Origin of the sequence: Mesorhizobium sp. 2RAF21 (assembly GCF_052115345.1) — a bacterium.
GTDB lineage: Bacteria > Pseudomonadota > Alphaproteobacteria > Rhizobiales > Rhizobiaceae > Mesorhizobium > Mesorhizobium terrae.
In genome coordinates, this window is record NZ_JBFRGM010000022.1 from 1 (window position 1) to 16,344 (window position 16,344).

The window sequence follows — 16,344 nt, forward strand, 5'->3', positions numbered from 1 at the left end:
ACTCAACAGTGTCGACCCGTACGCCTACCTCGCCGACGTCATCACTCGCATCGTTGCAGGCCATCCGCAAAGCCAGCTCGACGACCTGCTGCCCTGGGCCTATGCCCCCGCGCCACTCAAGGCCGTGGCCTGAGAACAGCGGTTACGATCCTTCAGCGGCTGGACTGGGCTGACGGTGACAGAAGAACTGGCGGCGCCGTTGGGGTTCGAACCCACACTACCTGCTTTCAACACACAATCCTCTAATCGGCAGGGGTGCTTCCATTACACTATGACGCCACACCCCGTTCTAACGCCTGCCGTTCTGATTGTCACGAATCGCGAACACGCCGGTAGTAGACTTTCAACGCTTCGACTGACGTGGGCGCCCGTGGCGCGGCCGACCATCATGATATGGTCGAGGTCGAAAAGCGCGCCTGCGTGCCCCTCAAGCATTATTTTATACCTGGGCAACTTTCAAACTCACCCAGCAATCACAGACCATCTGAGCTATTTTCAGGGAATAACCCAGGCTTCATAAGCAGAGATCCACTCTCGCCCAGATCTATAATCGTCAGAAGACCGGCATCCGCCAAGATCTTGCTGATGCGATTACTCGCACGACCGAATATTGCCTCCAAATAAAGCAGGCGGCGATGCATGATATTAGCCCCGCGTTCGTCAAGCTCGCCCGGCCATGCGCCATCGTGAAAGAGTCGATGGATAAAGAAATCTCGCTTGCTTTTGACCCATTTAAGATATTCGAGGTTGGATGTCTGGATTCCGTGCTTGGCAAGAATGGAAATCAAGCTGCCTAGCGTTGAGCTTTGTAAGTTCGATTGCTTTTCTAAAAGCTTCCGCCATGATTCTGCATCATCTCCCAATACTGTCGTAACTTTTATCTTATCGCACATTAGCATGACGCTAGTTATTGTACTCTCTAGATTCGATATTGCGATAAATGTAGAGCCGATTTGGTAGCAGTAATGAATACGTATTACATTCAAGTCGCTTTCGTCTGCCAACAGCGTTCGCAACATTTTTGCGGTCAGCGTTCGCGTTTGCATTGTTCAGACTTTCAGGCAATTGACGATCAAATTGGCTAACGCGTCCCATAGTGCCGTCAGATGCTCAGGTGAGGGCGCAAAGTCTTTCGAATGGATGTAGCGGTGCAGGGTGTCCGCTGAAAACAGGCGATCATCGTGCTGGAATTTCTTCATCTCCTTGAGATACTTGGCGTCGATCTTTCCCTTCTCGTGAAGGTCCTCCGCGACCTTTAGAGCGCGTGTCGCAAGCTTGTCGCTCAGAACGACCAGCTTCGTTTGCTCGATGTAATTATCAATCGAGAGTTCGAGCAGGACCCGCAATAGCACCGAGATAGCATTGGGATGCTCGGTGAGAACCAAGCGAAACTGCAATTCCTCCCAGATCGCGCGAACTCGCTGAAGGCGTCCCGGCCACGGAATCCCGTAGTCGGTTCGACTTATCAAGTTGACTCTTCGCATCGGTGCGGGCTCTGGAGCCGAACGGGGTGTTGGAGGATTTGGGGCGGGATGCGGCGCCACTTTCGGCTTTGGCTTTACAAGGCTATCTTTAGCGCTTGGCAGTAAGCAGTCCCCCTCCAGCCTATCCAAATAGGCTCGCTTGCCTTCGACGTCCCATATATCTCCCAGCACAATCTCGCGTTTCGCAAGATCGTCCGCAATGCGTTGCAGCGCCTTCAGTACGACAGGTTCTTGATGTGTATATTCGAAGCGCCCTCGGTTGATGCTGAAGCCAACTCGGTTGCGGAAGGCTTCCGACGACAGAAGCCGGTTCATTGTTGAACGTGGCAGTTTCCGACGGGATGGGGACATGCCTGCAGCTGCTAAACGCGTTTCGACTTCGTCAGCTACACTGACCGCATTTCCCTTCCCGGTGCGATTCACAAAGTTGGCCTTCATGCGGTCATCCCACGTGCTCTGACCTACACCGGATTGGCTGCCCGTGTGGCGGCGAAACAGGATGTCGTCGACACGGTCGCGGTCCGGTTCGATTTGACACATGATTTTATCGGACGGACCTCCTTTCCACTTCTCTTTGAGAGTAGAGAAAAACTGCTGAAGCTCCGCGTTTGGCGCGCGTCGTGGATCTTCGAGGACCTTAAGGCACGTAACCCGGCGATTGCCGTCGAAGACGACAAACTTATCTCCATCGGGCGATACGAGGGGCGACTCATACACCTCACCCGCCTCAACAATATCGCGGGCAAGCGCTTTCATGTGCGCTTCTCTGTTGTTGAATAACCAAGCAATGGCAGCGGTCTCGTTTTCGAGTTCACCATGCCTATCATTCGCCCGATTGATCGTCAGATCAACGACAGGCAGAAGTCTGTAAGCCATTCGCCCCTCATCTTATACATGTTATATCTATACTTTTATGATAGAAGATTAATACCGGGCAACAATTAGACGTCAGCGATACCGAGCTCAACACTTCAAAACTTAGGTGGTGAAATCGGGTAGACCGGCTGCTGGAAGGGTGCTGGTGCAGGGTCGGGATTCATTTCTTCCCAGATGGTCACGAAAACTTGTATGAGCGCGATTAACCCCACTACTGCCGTAAGTCCGGCCAAAATCCACTGAACCCGCCTGTTGTCTTCGTGTCGACGCTCTTCCTGCTCATACTGGTCAAGGGTCGTTAAACCCTTGCCGGTCAGTTTGTAGCCGCCTTGGGTGCGCTGCAGATCACCCGTTTCGGCGAGAGATCCGAGCACTAAGTCATAGTAGTTGAAGGATGCATCGCAGTTCGGGTGGTTGAAAGAACGTGTCCCATATAGGGCCGCCATAAGCCCGTTAGGGCCGGTCACGTAGCTTTCCTGGGCGACGGAGTTTTCGAGAAAGACCCTCAACACGCGTATATGGTCACGACGAGCCAAGCGACGGCGATTATAGAGTGCCTGTACGCTCCAGTACCACGCTACTTGTATTTTCGGGATACGTAACGTCGTGCTGATCAAAAACCAGATTGGCGAGTTATATCTGAACTCGAAACCATTGTAATAATACAACGCCTGCAAGGCGTATTTTCGTAACTCCGTATTAGATATGGCGTGATCGAGCCCCGTCTCTCCGGGCTTAACACCATCGAAGCTTAGGCCTCGCACACCATCGGGTAGTAATTCGCGAAAGAGGAATGCCCAGTGGTCGGGTGCGGCTTTGTCTAAGAGACCAAGTTTGAAAAAGTCGTTGTTGTAGGAATCCGGCGCAGAAACTGACACCTCCCCGGAAGCAGGCCGCGAAGCGACTTTCGCCATCGCTCGCCGATAGACCTTGATTTTGAAACACTCACTCCAGTCCATATCCAACCCGCCTATGGATCAAAAATGCTTCAAGATTAGCCGCTGGTCGCCCCGTCAAGCCTGGGAGGACAGCAATGATTGATATCGATGCTCTCAATTCTTTTCGCCATTGCTAAAGGATTTCTCTAGGTAGTCGAGAGAGATACGCAGAGCGTCGCTGCCGTTTCCTGTTAGGGAAGCTGGATCAGTCGAAGCTGCCGAGGAAGTGCAAAATGAATGCCAATCTTCCTGTACCGACAATCGAGCAGCTCGCACGGATGGCACCGGAATTGAACGCTTGGACCCGCATGGCCGCTCGCGCTTACGGCATGTATTCGGGCACCAACGACGCGTTGAAAAAACGCGAGACAAGATTGCAAATGCGAAAGAGCGCGACAACGAGATTCGACAAGAAATGATCATGATGACCGCGGTTCGGCTGTTCGCTGTCATGGACCGCGAGTCCGAAATGTCTTTGCAATCAGCTTACCGGTTTCTCAAGCACCCCAACGCCCTGGAAGAGTTGGCGCGGTGCTATTCCGGAAAGCAGCTTCCAAGCACAGACGTTAAGTCTACGTGCGCCCAAGCGCTCGATAAATTCTTGGCCGTTTACCGGCAAGTGGATTTCAAGAGCTTTGGCCGAATCCAGTCATTCCGAAATGGGCAGATCGCTCATCTGACTTGGCCGGAAGTGAACAAGGCAAATGTCACATATGGCGAAGTAGAAAAAATGGTGCGCGCGTGCCGCGAACTGGCAGGCCACCTAACTTTAATGATCTCTGGAAAAAATGACTGGCCTGAAGACTACCTCAACGAGGCGCACCATGAGACTTATGAATTCTGGGTTGCGGCCATTCAACAAGACGCCAACGGCCGACTGGATCCTAGAACGGGGAATTAGCTAAAGACTGCAATCCCAAACCAATGGGAATGTAACTCGGAACGCGGCAAGAAGACAGCGACTTGGAAGGGAACTACGGAGAGGGGAGATGTGCTTTCCGCAAGCACATTACTGGCTAATGGAGCTCTAAGCTCCAATAACGCCTCCATCAGCCCGTTCTAACCATTGAGGCAATTGTAATCCCCTATTTGGATCGAGGGGTCGACCAATTTCATCCTCTGGCCAGCGATGGGGAATCCAAGAGCGCACACCATTATCGTCGAGGACCGCAATCTGCACATATCCACCGATGGCCGCCAGTAATCCATTTTCGTCGCGACCGCAGTCTTGGCGTCCGGCACAAATCCATCGCACTGCGGCTTCGAGCAGGTCATCGCAATCATTCGCGCCCAACCGAGCCATGGTTGCTGTTGTAGGAGCACTTGACGCCCACATGAACTCGATCCGAGAAAGCGTCCACGGGGGAATGATCGTGACTTCCGTTTCGCCGGGGACCAGGCTTTCCTTCGGATAGCTCATGCAACGATATGCTTCATACTGCTGACGAAGGTCAGACCAGCCGCCAAGCGCAATGCACATTTTTGCGTAGGAAGCATGAGGAAGGTTCAACTCCTCAAGGGCTCGCTCATGAATTTCACGGCAATCATCGACCACGCCTTCGAGAAGCGAGTCGAAATCCACATACTTCCCTTCGGTTGCATATGCGAAAAACCGGCCTGCTCCCGCCATCCCCGTAAAACCCAGTATGCAAGGAAGCTCGGGCATGAGCACAAGCTTTGAAACCAAGCCAACGACGTTACCACTGACCGGCTCGGTCGCGACACCGTCACCTGCGAATACAATTGCCCCGGGATCAACCCCGACGAACACCATGCTCATGATGATTTCCTGATAGGGAGCTGAGCCGCCCCCTTGCCTTTTGGAACTGCGCAGTTGCTTGCAATATGCCGCGATTCTGGTTCATAGCCCACGGGCAATGTTGATCATGACGCCTTAACGCTCATGAATAGCGGACATGCAGCGTCTTGCTCTCGGGCTTCAGCCAATAGTTTTGGATGAAAATTGGAAATCTGCTCAGGGTGTTGGTCGATCGTGCGCAGCATCGAACGGCGTAAGCATGTGATAGGAACCTACCGGAAAACCGCTTAATGGATGCGGTACTCCTTCGTATCTTCGCCTATGTCATGGCCGAAACTTTGCAGGCACACACGAAGATGGTCGGTACGTGGCGAGGCGATGAAGGCCGACATGCGCAAAATCTGGCAGCCCGATCAGGTCTTCTTTGACCTGCTGCACGATAAGGAGGCGATCACCGGAATCGTCCGCGAGATCGCGGGAGATGCAGCAGCAAACGCGCACCTGGCCTCCCACGCCAAGGTGCAAAAGAAGATTGTTGGCGACTGCCTCTCCGGCGACCTCAGGAAGAAGGCCGAAATTGGTTTCCCCGCCACATGGAGTTTCCAGCGCGGAACTACCGATAAAAGGCTGCACGCAAAAAGGCCGCCTTTTCCTTGCCATTCGCAAACCCAGTTGGAGCGAAATATTCTAGGTCTTCAGTACAACTCGCGCAAATGGCGGTTGACAGTGAATCTCGGGAAATACGGAGCGCTGCGCATGCCGTTCATCAGATCCCAGTACATCGATCGGATCAGGGGATTGGTGATTTCGGCAGGTACGTCGTAACCGTACATTTGTGCGCCTGCCAGGACTTTCGTCGGCGTATGGGACCGCTCAAATTCCGCCCTGAGATAGCGATAAATCCCCCACCGTATTTCATTGAGATGCCATGCGACCGTGGTCGCAGATGCCATGAAGATGTTGTCCTGAAACCATTCCTGAAATTCAGGGATGACGAGATAGCATTGCCCTTCGTCGATGTCCGTTCCGTTGTCGGCGAGAATCCTACGTATCTTCCCCACGATGTCACCGAGCCGCGTGAAGCCGTGCTTGGAGATCGTCCCGCAAATCTTCAGGTAGCTCATACGCCGTACGCGCAGTGTTCCTTCACGCTCGATCGAGGGAAGCCAGACTTTTTCCACCACGGCAAACCCATCCAGCCATTGTGCGAACGTCTCGATCGAGGACGAAAGCAAACCGGTGTCGCCGGAAAAGCGGGGCGCGGATACCAGCCGGTGGAGATGGCCGAGATAAGTCTTACCGAGACTTCCTTCGCCCGTAAGTTTTACAAGGCCGAACGTTCCGTCGCGGGGAAGGGAAAGAAAGTCGGCAAGCATGATCAGGAAGAGCTTGCTGGCTTCCTGGGTTTTGAACATCAGGATCGCGTCTTCAACCCGATGGTTCTTTTCGAAGTGGGCATAGTGTACCATCGAGCCGATCAGGTCCCAGACGGCGGCCAGGGTGACGATCTCCCGGTCCAGTGGCGAGTAGGTTTTGGCTGAAGCTTCGGAAGATCCGGTCATGGCTGATCGTAACACAGCGCGGTTCGGCGTTTCTATCGAACGCGCCCTGCGGATTGCGCCTGCCCACTCATCCGAAACGATTGCGCAGGACCACGAAATCAGGCGGGTAGCAATAGGCCTCCAATGGGCAAAATCCCGCCAAGGCTAGGTGTAAAAGGCCAACTGATCCAGTGTCAGCAGGGCCTGTAGTGCCCTCACCTGCGTATAACTCTCGGCATCCGCCTCGCCATGCCCAACAGCGTGGCGCGAGCTTGCCTGGCCCGTCCGCGCCTCGGGATCGAAATCCGCAAAGGTGTGGGATTGCAGATAGCGGGCGAACGCTGCAGGAAAGAGTAGCGTATCAGGATGGCCCGATTTTCGTTCGGCAGATTCAACTGCAAATCTCAGGAGCGTCTTCAGCCTGGCTCCCTTCCCGTGCGTGTTACGATACGCATCCTGGAGGATGCCTTCAATCTCGGTCAGGGCGATTTTGAGTACGGCGACGGAATCGCCCGCGTCGAAATTGTTCAGAGCCGAGCGCAGGATGCGCTCCTTTCCGGCAAAATGCGGCTTTGCCATCCAACGGACAAACATCCGCTCGATGCGCTCAGTACCAAACGCCGCCAGCAGCTTGCTCTCGGCTTCTCCGAGCTCGAAACCCGCCTCGCAGGTTCCCACCAATTCGCCGAACTCCGCATTCAGTATTTCAACAAACGGAAACCAACCCGCGTCGATAAGCCGTCCGAAAATCGTCTCATCGGCAATGGCATCATAAAGATCACGGTACTTGAGGCGCCGAAAGAGCGTGCCAAGATCCTGCTCCATTTTCTCGATCGAAAGATCACCATCGGAGTTGAAATCGAAGAACAACGCAAAGCGCCAGCCCTCGCGGAAAATGCACAAGATCCTGTCCTCTTTGCCGATCTCTACAAGAGGAAAAGACATTGCGGTCACGTCCGCTATGTCGTTCTCAAAGACAGGCTCGCCAGCTTCAACCGCCCGTTTGGTCCGGATTTTGATCGAAACGGCGGCTTTATCCAGCCATAGATCGCCCGTGTTATCGGGATGAATAACAAGCAGCACAAAACTAGCCCTCGTCAGGCTCGCAACATGCCCGGCCTGGGCGGCGCGATACTCGATATGGGCGTTCAGGCTCTCCACGATCCGGTGAAAAGGCTTGTCGTCAGACGTGAGATAAAGCCGTGTCCAGATTTTGATGTTTGCCCCTCGCGCGCAGCTTCCGCGGTTACGCCGTTGAGCATCAACTCTGTCAGTTTGATCGGCTCGCCGACATTGCCGGTAAGTACTGCTGTGTGTCGCGGAACAGGCGGCGCGGAAGAATCGGTCATGCAGATCGCATCATATCCTTGCTTCGCTCCTGCGTAAGAGCCGCCGACCGTGTATCGCCTTCGAAAAACTCCGGGAGCATTGCCGTCGCAAGTGGAGGAAGATCGACTGGGGCAGCGATACTATCGCCAAACTATCCTCTGGCCGTGGCGCGCAAGCTAGCGGTGATCCGGCGATACACGCGGCAATATTCCGTGCGTGTCAGGCCGCTGCGCTGCCCCGCTTCGACGTGAACCACCCAATAGGATTGCCGCGCCTTGTTCTCGAAATGTCTCAATTCACCGGCGATCCTCCATGCCACGAATGAGCCCGACATGTCGCGCAAATGCAGTACTCAATCTGGGTGCAGGGACTCGACGCTTACCCCACGACCGAGGAAGGCAGGATAAAAGGGCGCACGGTGCGCTTCGGTTGGGCGGTTGTTTTTGCTCAGCTTTCTGCCGGGTTTTGCACGGCGCAGCGTATCCGTGCACCGTGCGCCTTCATATCAACGCTTTGAAATAACGGGCGTTTTTGCACGTTGTGGGCATGAGGGTCGGGGTAGAGTCCCTGGAGAAGGAACTAACGAAAAGCTCAGACTCCTCACCAAGGCGATGAGGCCTTGTGTTGAGTCCTGCCTTAGACAAATAGACCCGCTACATCGACGAGCGGTCCTGTTGTTGTCGCGCTTCCTAGGAACGGTTCCCAGGCAACCAGCTACTACCGATGAGGCATGAGCTTAGGTGGGTGCCCGGAATGCGCTTCTGTCTTTACGAAGCTCCAGAAACTCACCCTCTGCGCTTCGCGCAGTTCTGAAGCGGTTCTCTCCTTGACTTGTCGCGGCAGCGAGCTTCGATGTTCCCGAGCGACTCTGGGGACATGAAAGTATGGAGCAAACGTTCACGCGGCGGGAACTATATGAGTTGGTTTGGTCAACCCCAATTGTCACGCTTGCAGCGCGCTTCCAGTTGTCCGATCGAGGATTGGCCAAGACGTGCGCCCGGCATCAGATCCCCGTTCCGGGGCGCGGCTATTGGGCCAAAATCGAAGCCGGTCTGAGCGCCACGAAGACGCCTCTATGGAAGATAGACAATCCCGCGCTTGAGACGGTGCATCTAGGAGGACACCGGCCGGCTGTTAGTCCTTACGTCGCGTTCGCCATCGAAAGGGCGAACGACGACGTCGAGGCCTCGCGAAGAGAACGCAAACTCTCCCGCCCAACCGAGGAACCTCCCGAGAAATCTACAAGCATGCGCCAGCCGAAGCAGCTGGTCGCCTTCGAGCCAGTAATCCGACCGGATGCGGCGATCTCTGGACTTGTCTCGAAACTGAAATCCGAAGCTCCCGACAACAAAGGGGAGTTGTCGATTGCTGGCATACGGATTCACCACAGCTCGAAAACGCGGCTTGTTTCGATCCTTCATCACTTGGCGATTGCTCTGCAGGAAAGAGGCATCACATTTAGCCATAACGACAAGGGCGTTTTGGCAGCCATCGGGCCAGACGATATTCGATTAGAAATCACCGAAGAGCGGAAGAGAGAAAAGCACGTTCCGTCACCTGCTGAATTGAAAAAGAAGGCTGACTTTGAAAAGCGCCGCGAGATTGCCCAGCGAAGAGGACAGTGGCTCTTTCCGGAGAGTTTCTGGCCCGAGTACGACTACTTCCATTCGGGCAAACTAAGTTTCGACATCCAAAACTGGGCGCAGGGCGCTCGCAAGCGGTGGAGCGACGGGAAGCAGCAGAACCTGGAAGGGATGTTGGAGGGGCTTGCGGATGGCGTCCTTTTCCACTTGTCTTTTGAGAAAGCGCGGCGGGAAGAGCGAGAGGCTGATGAGCGGCGGCGCAAACACCTCGCTCATCGAAGGGAGCTTCACAAACAGCGCCAGGCGCGGGAGGAAAAGAGATTGCTTTTCCTTCGCCAACTCGCTGACGATCGAAGAGAGGCAGACGATTTACGCACCACCATCGATCATGCCTCGAAACTGATGGCGCAGGACAGTCCTGAGTACCGACGAATGATCACTTGGGCTGAGCAACGCCTATCGAAGCTGGAGGTACAGAACCAATTGGACACTCTTACGTCCAATCTGCGAGATCAGGACCTCTTTCCAGAACCGGACGAACTGTATGATCCGGAAGGAGACCCGCCTCCACCCAGATATGCGTGGGGTGACTGATGCGCTCGCCTTGCGCTACTCCTCGCCTGATCGGCGCGCCAGACGAACGCCAACACCACCGCCGTTTTCCGCAATGAATTTTATACCGGCATTTTCGAGTGCTTCACGAATGGCAGAGAGGTTGTTGCGATGGGGGACGCGCAAGCCTCGTTCAAAATCCACGACTGTAGCGCGCGACACCTTGGCGGCTTCCGCGAGTGCAGTTTGGCTCCAACCGAGCATCGCTCTGGCACCTCTGCACTGTTCGACGGAAATTTGGTCCATTGCTAAAAATCAGTCTTTTTGTTTGACTTCAGACCAGATGTCAGCTTAAATGACTGACATCGACGGATTTCGAATACACTGGCGGGACGGATGTTGACTGCATCTGCCCAGCCTGACCACGCTCAAGCTGTTTGGAAATCGGTTCATGGCTGATTCCGACAATAGCATGACTCTGCGCTTCGTCACCCGCCGGCGATTGATGATGGGAGCGGCTGCGGCAAGTACATCCGATGCTTCGGCAGGGGAGATCATGTCACACAAGTCACCGAAAGAAGACCCTTCCCTTCGTTTGTGCGAGCAGTGGCGCGAGGTTCACAGCAACACAATGGCGCTCTGTCGGAAGCAGCAAATGCTAGAGACACAACTCGTCGACGCGATTGGCTTTCCAGATAGAGATCAGGCGGTCGTTAATCTCGCCGCGCATCAAGCGCGCTGGGACGCCATGGATAACCAGATCGGCTATTCGAGAATGGACGGAATGATCCGGCAATCGGAAGCAGTCGAACGGGCTCTCCTGGACGACCTGCTGTTGTCGCCTTCCACGACAATCCACGGCGTGCTAGCCAAATTGTCGGTCATCCTGCGTGAAGCAGAACAAAGGGAAGACCCTGACGATTTTCCGTGGCCACACATCCGCGCACTGCGGCATGATCTCACCCGCCTTCATGGCTTAGACATTGCAACGGTCCTAAAATCAGAAGAGCAGCAAACCTCTCAGAGCAGGTGATGCCTTGCTGGAACGTTTCGATCGCTTTCGAACTGGTGTGCCATCTAAAGGCGAGGGCAGTCCCCATCCTGCCGACCAGCATGTCGGCAGGCAGATCGCAGCCGTGCGTATCCATTCGGACGTCTCGCAGGCGCAATTGGCCCGTTCGATAGGCATCAGCTTTCAGCAGCTTCAGAAATACGAAAACGCGCGCAACCGCGTCAGCGCTTCCATGCTCTACGAAATCGCCCGCTCGCTGGATGTTCCCGTGAGCCGCTTCTTCGATGGGCTGCCGGGCAATGACAAAGCTTCCGATTCGGTCCTGCCGGTTGACGAACGCCTGGAGTTCATCGCCAGCGCGGAAGGCAGGCGGCTTATCGAAGGGCTGATGCAGCTTCCCCCGCGCTTGCGCAATCGCGTGTCCTCCCTGATTTCTTTGCTGGGGGAAGAAATCAGGGAGAACACGCGCAGAGGATCAGACGCAGGCTAGGAACGTGGACGGGGCTTCCCGACAACACGGCAAAAGACGGTTGCTGGCGGCATATGCGCCCTTGGCGATTTTCGACGTGCGACCGATCCTTGGTGTATGTCCAAGCGGCACGCCTATCGCACCCCAAAAGTCGCAAGCGACCCGGGATCGGCGCGTTGCCTAAAGACCTCTACGCCTATGCTGAGGTCCGCGCCTTGCCGTGCATCGGACATCCTCCAAAGTTTGCGCCTGAGACATGGACAGTCACCGACGATTGGCCAAATCCGGCACCGGTCACTGAGGTCGAGATCAACCTGTTCGAGGCGTGGCTAGGCGGCCTGTTTGACGAATTCTTCGAGACCATCCCATGAAATCAGAAGGAGCAATACCCCGTGACCATGCCGCAGCGCGCCGCCCTCTACCTGCGCGTCTCGACGGCGCGGCAGGCAGAGCTTGACGTCTCTATCCCCGACCAGCGCAAGCAAGGAGAGGCGTGGTGCGAGGCACGAGGCTACAAGCTTGTCGAAACCTATGTCGAGGCAGGTGCATCCGCCACCAACGACCGCCGCCCCGAATTCCAGCGAATGATCGAGGCCGGCACCTCCAAACCAGTGCCATTCGATACTGTAGTGGTACACAGCTTCTCGCGCTTCTTCCGCGATCATTTCGAGCTGGAATTCTACGTCAGGAAGTTGGCCAAGAATGGCATCAAGCTCGTCTCCATCACGCAGGAGATGGGTGACGACCCCATGCACGTCATGATGTGTCAGATCATGGCGCTGTTCGACGAATACCATTCAAAGGAGAACGCCAAGCACGTCTTACGCGCTATGAATGAGAACGCCCGGCAGGGTTTTTGGAACGGAGCCTTACCACCGATAGGATAGCCGAAGCCATCGCCGCCGCCGAGAAGGAAACCGGCGGGAAGGCTGTCGAAACCGACATAAGGAACAGGGACGACAACGCGCACTTCGAGATCACCATCCAGAAAGGCATGGAACGACAGGAAGTTCTTGTCGACGGTCAGACCGGGCAGGTCGTGAAAACCGTCGCGAACGACGGTGACGGAAACGACGAAGGCTGATCAAGGGAATCGACCTGACCCGGCGCGGCCGGGAGACTGGCCGCGCTTTTTTGTGGAGGCAAAACGTCAAACGCCCTCGACCGACGCAATGGCAACGCAACCAAGTCGGCGAACGCTCATTTCCTCCTAAGTGTGGAGCGTTAGCGCCTGCCTGATCGGCGCGAGCCCGGCACGAGCAAAGCAGAACGATTCGGCCGTCAATAAGAGCCGCGGAGTCAATGATCGCGCAAACGGGACCCTATATTTTCGCCGAATAGAGACCTCGGTTTGGGGGGGTGATGAAGGGCACGCCGGTGAGCGCCCGATCAGGCGAAGCCGGTCGCGAAATCGATGTAACGACGCCCTTCCACGTCCCAGATCTCGGCGTTTTCCGCAAGATCTGCATGGACCTGCGTTGTCACACCAACACCGCGCGAAATCGCCTCGGATCGACGGGTGGAAATGTCTGCGTTCAACATGGATCAGTCCTTCAAAGGCAGTGCGGTTTGAGAGATGGCCGCCTCCGGCATTTTTGCTTCGTTGTTACGTCGTAAGGCCGGCGAGAGATGTTCATGGACCGCGAGCCAGCGGCCCGCGCGGTCGCGAGAGAACACGATTGTCTCGCGCTCATAGTTCGTCACATCCACGACACCGATCTTAAGTTTTGTCTCGATGGCGTGAGTGAAGATTGCCACATCGCCGAGGAGTTGGACGTTGCGGTCGGTTGAGTGGCAGCCGAGCACGCGAAAACCGTCGCGTTGCTCCCATAGCTCCCATTCTGCCTCGTAGGCTGCGCGGTCTTTCAGCACGGGCTCGATATTGTGGAAGAGGAAGGTCGCGTCGGGCGCGAAAGCTGCAAAATAGGCGTCGCGGTCATGTCGGGCGAATGCACAGACGAGCGCATCGGCGGCGAGAAGGACGGCGGATTCCATGTTGGTCATGCTGAGACGGTCTTGATGGTGCTGATGAGGGCGGCGATCGGCTCGTGCTGAGCATTGACGCGCGCCTTCAGTTCTTCGAGCGACATGGCGTCGACCTTGCAGAACTCGATGAACATCATGTTGAGGTTGTTGAAGAAGACCTCACCCACCGCTTGCGCGTCGATCGAAGGGCGCACTACGCCCCGCGCCCGAAGGGTTTCGACAAGTTGGACCACCTGTGCGCAGAGCTGCCCATCAAGTTGCGTATAGCGGCGGGAGAGCGGTGTTTCGGGCTGCTGGATGGAGATCGCCATCGCCGTGCGCCACATCTCCTTGGATAGATAGACGAGCGAGTGATCATAATACTGCTCGACCAATATGCGCAGCGCCTGTCCCACATTCAGCGGCGGGTTGGCCACGATCCGCACGCCTCCCTCAAGCACTTCCGTCACCTCCATGGCGACCGAAGCGACGAGGATGTCACCCTTGTTCTGGTAATAATTGTAGAGCGTGCCCACGGAGACCTCGGCCATCTCCGCAATGTCCTCGATGCGAGCGCTGTCATAACCCTGTTCGCGGAACAAGGTCGTCGCGGCTTCGAGAATGCGGCGGATCTTGTCCGCCTTCTGTTTTGCGCGCAATCCGGCCATCGATGCCTCTTTATGAATACACTCAAAAATAACATTGACTTAAAAAATGAACTCGTTCAATCTTTTTCTCAAGGCACCCACAAGAGTGTCTCCAACTGAGGGAGAGAGATGATGAACTCCGTTTCCGCCAACTTCGCCCGCGTCCTTCTTGTCGCCGCCACCGCATCCGGGATCTCCCTGGTCGATGCCAAGGCGCAGGAGGAATTGAACGCGCTCGTGTGGTGCGACCACACCGATCCGAGGCTGATCGAACCGTTCGAGAAGGCCAACAACGTCAAGGTCAACCTGAAGGAATACGCCGGCACGGGTGCCGCGATCTCGATCATCGAGCAGTCCCGCCCCGGCGATTGGGACGTGCTGGTGATCGACGGGGTCGACGTGCCACGCGCCATCGACATGGATATCCTCGGCGAAATGCCGGCTGACAAATTACCGCTCGGGGATCTTTTCCCGGAAGTGCGGATGAAACAGACCACGACAAGGAATGGCAAGGTCTATGCCATCACCGAAAAGTTCGGCTACAACACGATCGCGTATGACAAGACAAAGGTCGATCCGAAAGACATGGACGACTTGTCTGTCATTTGGTCGGAAAAATACAAGGGCCGCATCGCCCTCTACGACTACTACCTGCCTCTGGTCGGCTTGACCGGTGTCGCCATCGGCAAAAAGACCGCTGACCTGACACAAAATGACCTGCCTGCCATCAAGGAAAAACTGTTCGCGATGAAGAAGGTCGCCCGCCAAGTGAGCGATGTCGTCGCCTCGCAGACGGCGCTGGCAAGCGGCGAAGTGGACATCGTGGTCGGCGGCGGCGAATTCCTGACGGCGAAACTTTCGTCAGAAAAGCCCAATCTCGACTGGACGGTCCCGAAACAGGGCGCGCTGCGCTGGGCGCAGTCGATCGGCGTCTTCAAGGCTTCCGAAAAGCAAGACCTGGCCCTGAAATTCGTGCAGTATATCGTCAGCCCCGAGGGCCAGGCACGGCTTGCCACCTCGTCCTGCTACTGGGCAATGCCGGCCAATGCCAAGGCGGGCGAACAATTGACGGACAAACAAAAGACGGCTCTGCGCTGGGATAAGCAGCCGGATTACCTCAAGAATTCGCAGCTCTATCCCGTCGCCAATGCCGAAATGGACGCGGCCATGCAGGACATCTGGACGGAGATGCTGCAGCACTAGGGTTTTGACGCGGCCATCGGCGCTCCCTTCAGGGCGCGCCGATGGCCGCGGTTTTTGCTCTTAACGAAGACGGAATTGGCCCGCGCCCGACCAAGCTGGAGCGTGAACGAGTGTCATGTTCATGAACACGACTGCCCTGGAACAAGCAGAACGCCGCAAGGCCTGGGGCCTTGCCTTGCCGGCATTGCTCTGGACGGGGGCCTTCTTCGTCGTCCCCTTCGCCTATGTCGTGGCGATCAGCTTCTGGACGCGGCAAGGTCGCGAGATCGTCGCCACCTGGACATTGGACAACTACGCCGCCTTCTTTGAGAAGGCCCATTTCTTCAAGAGCCTGATCGTATCACTGGAAATCACGGCAGCGGTCACAATCATCTCGGTGCTGCTGGCCTATCCGCTCGCCTGGATCATCGCCGAGCGGGTACCGAAGAGATGGCAGCGCTTCGCTCTCATCGTTGCGATCCTGCCGTTCTGGACATCCTATGTGGTGCGCTCCTATTCGTGGCTTCTGGTGCTTTCCAAAGGCGGCGTCGTAAACCAAGCGCTGCTTGCAATCGGCGTCATCGCCGAACCGCTGGAACTTTCCGCCAACCGCACAGGCACGATCATCGGCTTCGTCCACTTCTTCGTCATGTTGCTGACGCTGACCATCTATGCCAACCTCGTTCAGCTGTCGCCGAACTATCGGCGCGCTGCTGCCGATCTCGGCGCAAACGCCTTCCAGACCTTCTGGCATGTCGTGCTGCCGCTGACCCTGCCCGGCATCATGGTCGGTGCGTTCCTGACCTTCGTTTTGTGCATCGGCGACTACATCACCCCGCAGATCCTCGGGGGCAACAACGAACTCGTGCTGCCGCAGGTGATCATGCTGCAACTCGGCAGGCGGGCCGACTTCCCGATGGCGGCCGCGCTCTCGCTGGTGCTGATGGTGATCGTCACTCTCGCCTACATCGTCTGCGCGCGCTGGCTGAAGATGGAAAGAACCTGAC

General features: G+C 56.0%; 21 protein-coding genes, 1 tRNA gene and 2 pseudogenes. 11 read left to right on the top strand and 13 right to left on the bottom strand.

The genetic code is table 11. From position 1 onward, the window contains the following. The coding region (locus AB4136_RS27285; RefSeq protein WP_441931251.1) for a transposase domain-containing protein at positions 1-133 on the top strand (133 nt) is incomplete at its 5' end. A gap of 55 nt (positions 134-188) precedes the next feature. Here AB4136_RS27285 and AB4136_RS27290 read toward each other — a convergent pair. The 4 genes from AB4136_RS27290 to AB4136_RS27305 form a co-directional block, all read right to left on the bottom strand. Continuing rightward, positions 189-279: transfer RNA gene (locus AB4136_RS27290), tRNA-OTHER, on the bottom strand. 194 nt (positions 280-473) lie between these two features. Continuing rightward, on the bottom strand, positions 474-1,046 hold the full coding sequence (locus AB4136_RS27295; RefSeq protein WP_441931843.1) for a hypothetical protein: 573 nt from the start codon (positions 1,044-1,046) through the stop codon (positions 474-476). Between the two features lie 3 nt (positions 1,047-1,049). Next, entirely contained in the window at positions 1,050-2,360 is a 1,311-nt protein-coding gene (locus AB4136_RS27300) for a hypothetical protein (RefSeq protein WP_441931845.1), read from the bottom strand. A gap of 95 nt (positions 2,361-2,455) precedes the next feature. Beyond that, complete coding sequence (locus AB4136_RS27305) at positions 2,456-3,319, bottom strand: hypothetical protein (protein WP_137900942.1); 864 nt, start codon at positions 3,317-3,319, stop codon at positions 2,456-2,458. Between the two features lie 212 nt (positions 3,320-3,531). On the opposite strand from AB4136_RS27305, the gene AB4136_RS27310 reads away from it, so the two are divergent. Both AB4136_RS27310 and AB4136_RS27315 read left to right on the top strand, forming a co-directional pair. After that, positions 3,532-3,717: a hypothetical protein gene (locus AB4136_RS27310; protein WP_137900941.1), complete on the top strand. Its 186-nt coding sequence runs from the start codon at positions 3,532-3,534 to the stop codon at positions 3,715-3,717. A gap of 2 nt (positions 3,718-3,719) precedes the next feature. Next, positions 3,720-4,199 carry a hypothetical protein gene (locus AB4136_RS27315; protein WP_137900940.1) on the top strand — a complete coding sequence of 160 codons (480 nt, stop codon included), beginning with the start codon at positions 3,720-3,722 and terminating at the stop codon, positions 4,197-4,199. Between the two features lie 126 nt (positions 4,200-4,325). On the opposite strand, the gene AB4136_RS27320 is transcribed toward AB4136_RS27315, so the two are convergent. The 5 genes from AB4136_RS27320 to AB4136_RS27340 all read right to left on the bottom strand — a co-directional run bounded on the left by AB4136_RS27320 (position 4,326) and on the right by AB4136_RS27340 (position 7,947). Continuing rightward, positions 4,326-5,078: a hypothetical protein gene (locus AB4136_RS27320; protein ID WP_137900939.1), complete on the bottom strand. Its 753-nt coding sequence runs from the start codon at positions 5,076-5,078 to the stop codon at positions 4,326-4,328. Positions 5,079-5,381: 303 nt separating this feature from the next. Beyond that, positions 5,382-5,690 (bottom strand): hypothetical protein, encoded by a 309-nt coding sequence (locus AB4136_RS27325; RefSeq protein WP_137900938.1) that lies wholly within the window; start codon positions 5,688-5,690, stop codon positions 5,382-5,384. A gap of 62 nt (positions 5,691-5,752) precedes the next feature. Further along, a complete protein-coding gene (locus AB4136_RS27330; protein WP_137900937.1) occupies positions 5,753-6,619 on the bottom strand; it encodes a hypothetical protein in 867 nt (288 codons plus the stop codon). 144 nt (positions 6,620-6,763) lie between these two features. Continuing rightward, entirely contained in the window at positions 6,764-7,759 is a 996-nt protein-coding gene (locus tag AB4136_RS27335; RefSeq protein WP_441931847.1) for a hypothetical protein, read from the bottom strand. Then, the gene (locus tag AB4136_RS27340; protein WP_137900936.1) at positions 7,747-7,947 is read right to left on the bottom strand and encodes a hypothetical protein; all 201 of its coding nucleotides are present in this window, start codon (positions 7,945-7,947) and stop codon (positions 7,747-7,749) included. Before AB4136_RS27340 ends, AB4136_RS27335 begins: the two co-directional genes overlap by 13 nt. A gap of 864 nt (positions 7,948-8,811) precedes the next feature. On the opposite strand from AB4136_RS27340, the gene AB4136_RS27345 reads away from it, so the two are divergent. Then, positions 8,812-10,104, top strand: a complete 1,293-nt coding sequence (locus AB4136_RS27345) for a hypothetical protein (protein ID WP_137900935.1) — start codon at positions 8,812-8,814, stop codon at positions 10,102-10,104. A 15-nt stretch (positions 10,105-10,119) separates the two neighbouring features. Here AB4136_RS27345 and AB4136_RS27350 read toward each other — a convergent pair whose 3' ends face one another. After that, a complete protein-coding gene (locus AB4136_RS27350; RefSeq protein ID WP_441931850.1) occupies positions 10,120-10,368 on the bottom strand; it encodes a helix-turn-helix domain-containing protein in 249 nt (82 codons plus the stop codon). Between the two features lie 145 nt (positions 10,369-10,513). On the opposite strand from AB4136_RS27350, the gene AB4136_RS27355 reads away from it, so the two are divergent. The 5 genes and pseudogenes from AB4136_RS27355 to AB4136_RS27375 all read left to right on the top strand — a co-directional run bounded on the left by AB4136_RS27355 (position 10,514) and on the right by AB4136_RS27375 (position 12,627). Further along, positions 10,514-11,095 (top strand): hypothetical protein, encoded by a 582-nt coding sequence (locus AB4136_RS27355; protein WP_137900934.1) that lies wholly within the window; start codon positions 10,514-10,516, stop codon positions 11,093-11,095. 4 nt (positions 11,096-11,099) lie between these two features. Next, positions 11,100-11,564: a helix-turn-helix domain-containing protein gene (locus AB4136_RS27360; protein WP_441931852.1), complete on the top strand. Its 465-nt coding sequence runs from the start codon at positions 11,100-11,102 to the stop codon at positions 11,562-11,564. Positions 11,565-11,719: 155 nt separating this feature from the next. Then, complete coding sequence (locus AB4136_RS27365) at positions 11,720-11,914, top strand: hypothetical protein (RefSeq protein ID WP_137900933.1); 195 nt, start codon at positions 11,720-11,722, stop codon at positions 11,912-11,914. A gap of 27 nt (positions 11,915-11,941) precedes the next feature. Further along, positions 11,942-12,427: pseudogene (locus AB4136_RS27370) on the top strand (recombinase family protein); the annotation flags it as partial. Beyond that, positions 12,400-12,627, top strand: coding sequence for a PepSY domain-containing protein (locus AB4136_RS27375; protein ID WP_137900932.1), 228 nt, complete (start codon positions 12,400-12,402; stop codon positions 12,625-12,627). The pseudogene AB4136_RS27370 and the gene AB4136_RS27375, both read left to right, overlap by 28 nt. Before the next feature lie 308 nt (positions 12,628-12,935). On the opposite strand, the pseudogene AB4136_RS27380 reads toward AB4136_RS27375, so the two are convergent. The 3 genes and pseudogenes from AB4136_RS27380 to AB4136_RS27390 form a co-directional block, all read right to left on the bottom strand. Continuing rightward, positions 12,936-13,085, bottom strand: a pseudogene (locus AB4136_RS27380) (4-aminobutyrate--2-oxoglutarate transaminase); the annotation flags it as partial. Positions 13,086-13,088: 3 nt separating this feature from the next. Continuing rightward, entirely contained in the window at positions 13,089-13,547 is a 459-nt protein-coding gene (locus AB4136_RS27385) for a nuclear transport factor 2 family protein (RefSeq protein ID WP_137900931.1), read from the bottom strand. Further along, positions 13,544-14,176, bottom strand: a complete 633-nt coding sequence (locus tag AB4136_RS27390; RefSeq protein WP_137900930.1) for a TetR/AcrR family transcriptional regulator — start codon at positions 14,174-14,176, stop codon at positions 13,544-13,546. Before AB4136_RS27390 ends, AB4136_RS27385 begins: the two co-directional genes overlap by 4 nt. 111 nt (positions 14,177-14,287) lie before the next feature. On the opposite strand from AB4136_RS27390, the gene AB4136_RS27395 reads away from it, so the two are divergent. Next, positions 14,288-15,358, top strand: a complete 1,071-nt coding sequence (locus AB4136_RS27395) for an ABC transporter substrate-binding protein (protein ID WP_441931854.1) — start codon at positions 14,288-14,290, stop codon at positions 15,356-15,358. A gap of 121 nt (positions 15,359-15,479) precedes the next feature. Then, a complete protein-coding gene (locus AB4136_RS27400) occupies positions 15,480-16,343 on the top strand; it encodes an ABC transporter permease (RefSeq protein ID WP_137900928.1) in 864 nt (287 codons plus the stop codon). Position 16,344 lies beyond the last annotated feature (1 nt).

Excerpts from the sequence above, each read along its gene's own strand:
- AB4136_RS27355 (WP_137900934.1), top strand. The coding sequence starts at position 10,514 with ATGGCTGATTCCGACAATAGCATGACTCTGCGCTTCGTCACCCGCCGG.
- AB4136_RS27330 (WP_137900937.1), bottom strand. The coding sequence starts at position 6,619 with ATGACCGGATCTTCCGAAGCTTCAGCCAAAACCTACTCGCCACTGGAC.
- AB4136_RS27340 (WP_137900936.1), bottom strand. The coding sequence starts at position 7,947 with ATGACCGATTCTTCCGCGCCGCCTGTTCCGCGACACACAGCAGTACTT.
- AB4136_RS27310 (WP_137900941.1), top strand. The coding sequence starts at position 3,532 with ATGAATGCCAATCTTCCTGTACCGACAATCGAGCAGCTCGCACGGATG.
- AB4136_RS27315 (WP_137900940.1), top strand. The coding sequence starts at position 3,720 with ATGATGACCGCGGTTCGGCTGTTCGCTGTCATGGACCGCGAGTCCGAA.
- AB4136_RS27345 (WP_137900935.1), top strand. The coding sequence starts at position 8,812 with ATGGAGCAAACGTTCACGCGGCGGGAACTATATGAGTTGGTTTGGTCA.
- AB4136_RS27305 (WP_137900942.1), bottom strand. The coding sequence starts at position 3,319 with ATGGACTGGAGTGAGTGTTTCAAAATCAAGGTCTATCGGCGAGCGATG.
- AB4136_RS27300 (WP_441931845.1), bottom strand. The coding sequence starts at position 2,360 with ATGGCTTACAGACTTCTGCCTGTCGTTGATCTGACGATCAATCGGGCG.
- AB4136_RS27295 (WP_441931843.1), bottom strand. The coding sequence starts at position 1,046 with ATGCAAACGCGAACGCTGACCGCAAAAATGTTGCGAACGCTGTTGGCA.
- AB4136_RS27400 (WP_137900928.1), top strand. The coding sequence starts at position 15,480 with ATGAACACGACTGCCCTGGAACAAGCAGAACGCCGCAAGGCCTGGGGC.
- AB4136_RS27395 (WP_441931854.1), top strand. The coding sequence starts at position 14,288 with ATGAACTCCGTTTCCGCCAACTTCGCCCGCGTCCTTCTTGTCGCCGCC.
- AB4136_RS27320 (WP_137900939.1), bottom strand. The coding sequence starts at position 5,078 with ATGAGCATGGTGTTCGTCGGGGTTGATCCCGGGGCAATTGTATTCGCA.
- AB4136_RS27390 (WP_137900930.1), bottom strand. The coding sequence starts at position 14,176 with ATGGCCGGATTGCGCGCAAAACAGAAGGCGGACAAGATCCGCCGCATT.
- AB4136_RS27385 (WP_137900931.1), bottom strand. The coding sequence starts at position 13,547 with ATGACCAACATGGAATCCGCCGTCCTTCTCGCCGCCGATGCGCTCGTC.
- AB4136_RS27350 (WP_441931850.1), bottom strand. The coding sequence starts at position 10,368 with ATGGACCAAATTTCCGTCGAACAGTGCAGAGGTGCCAGAGCGATGCTC.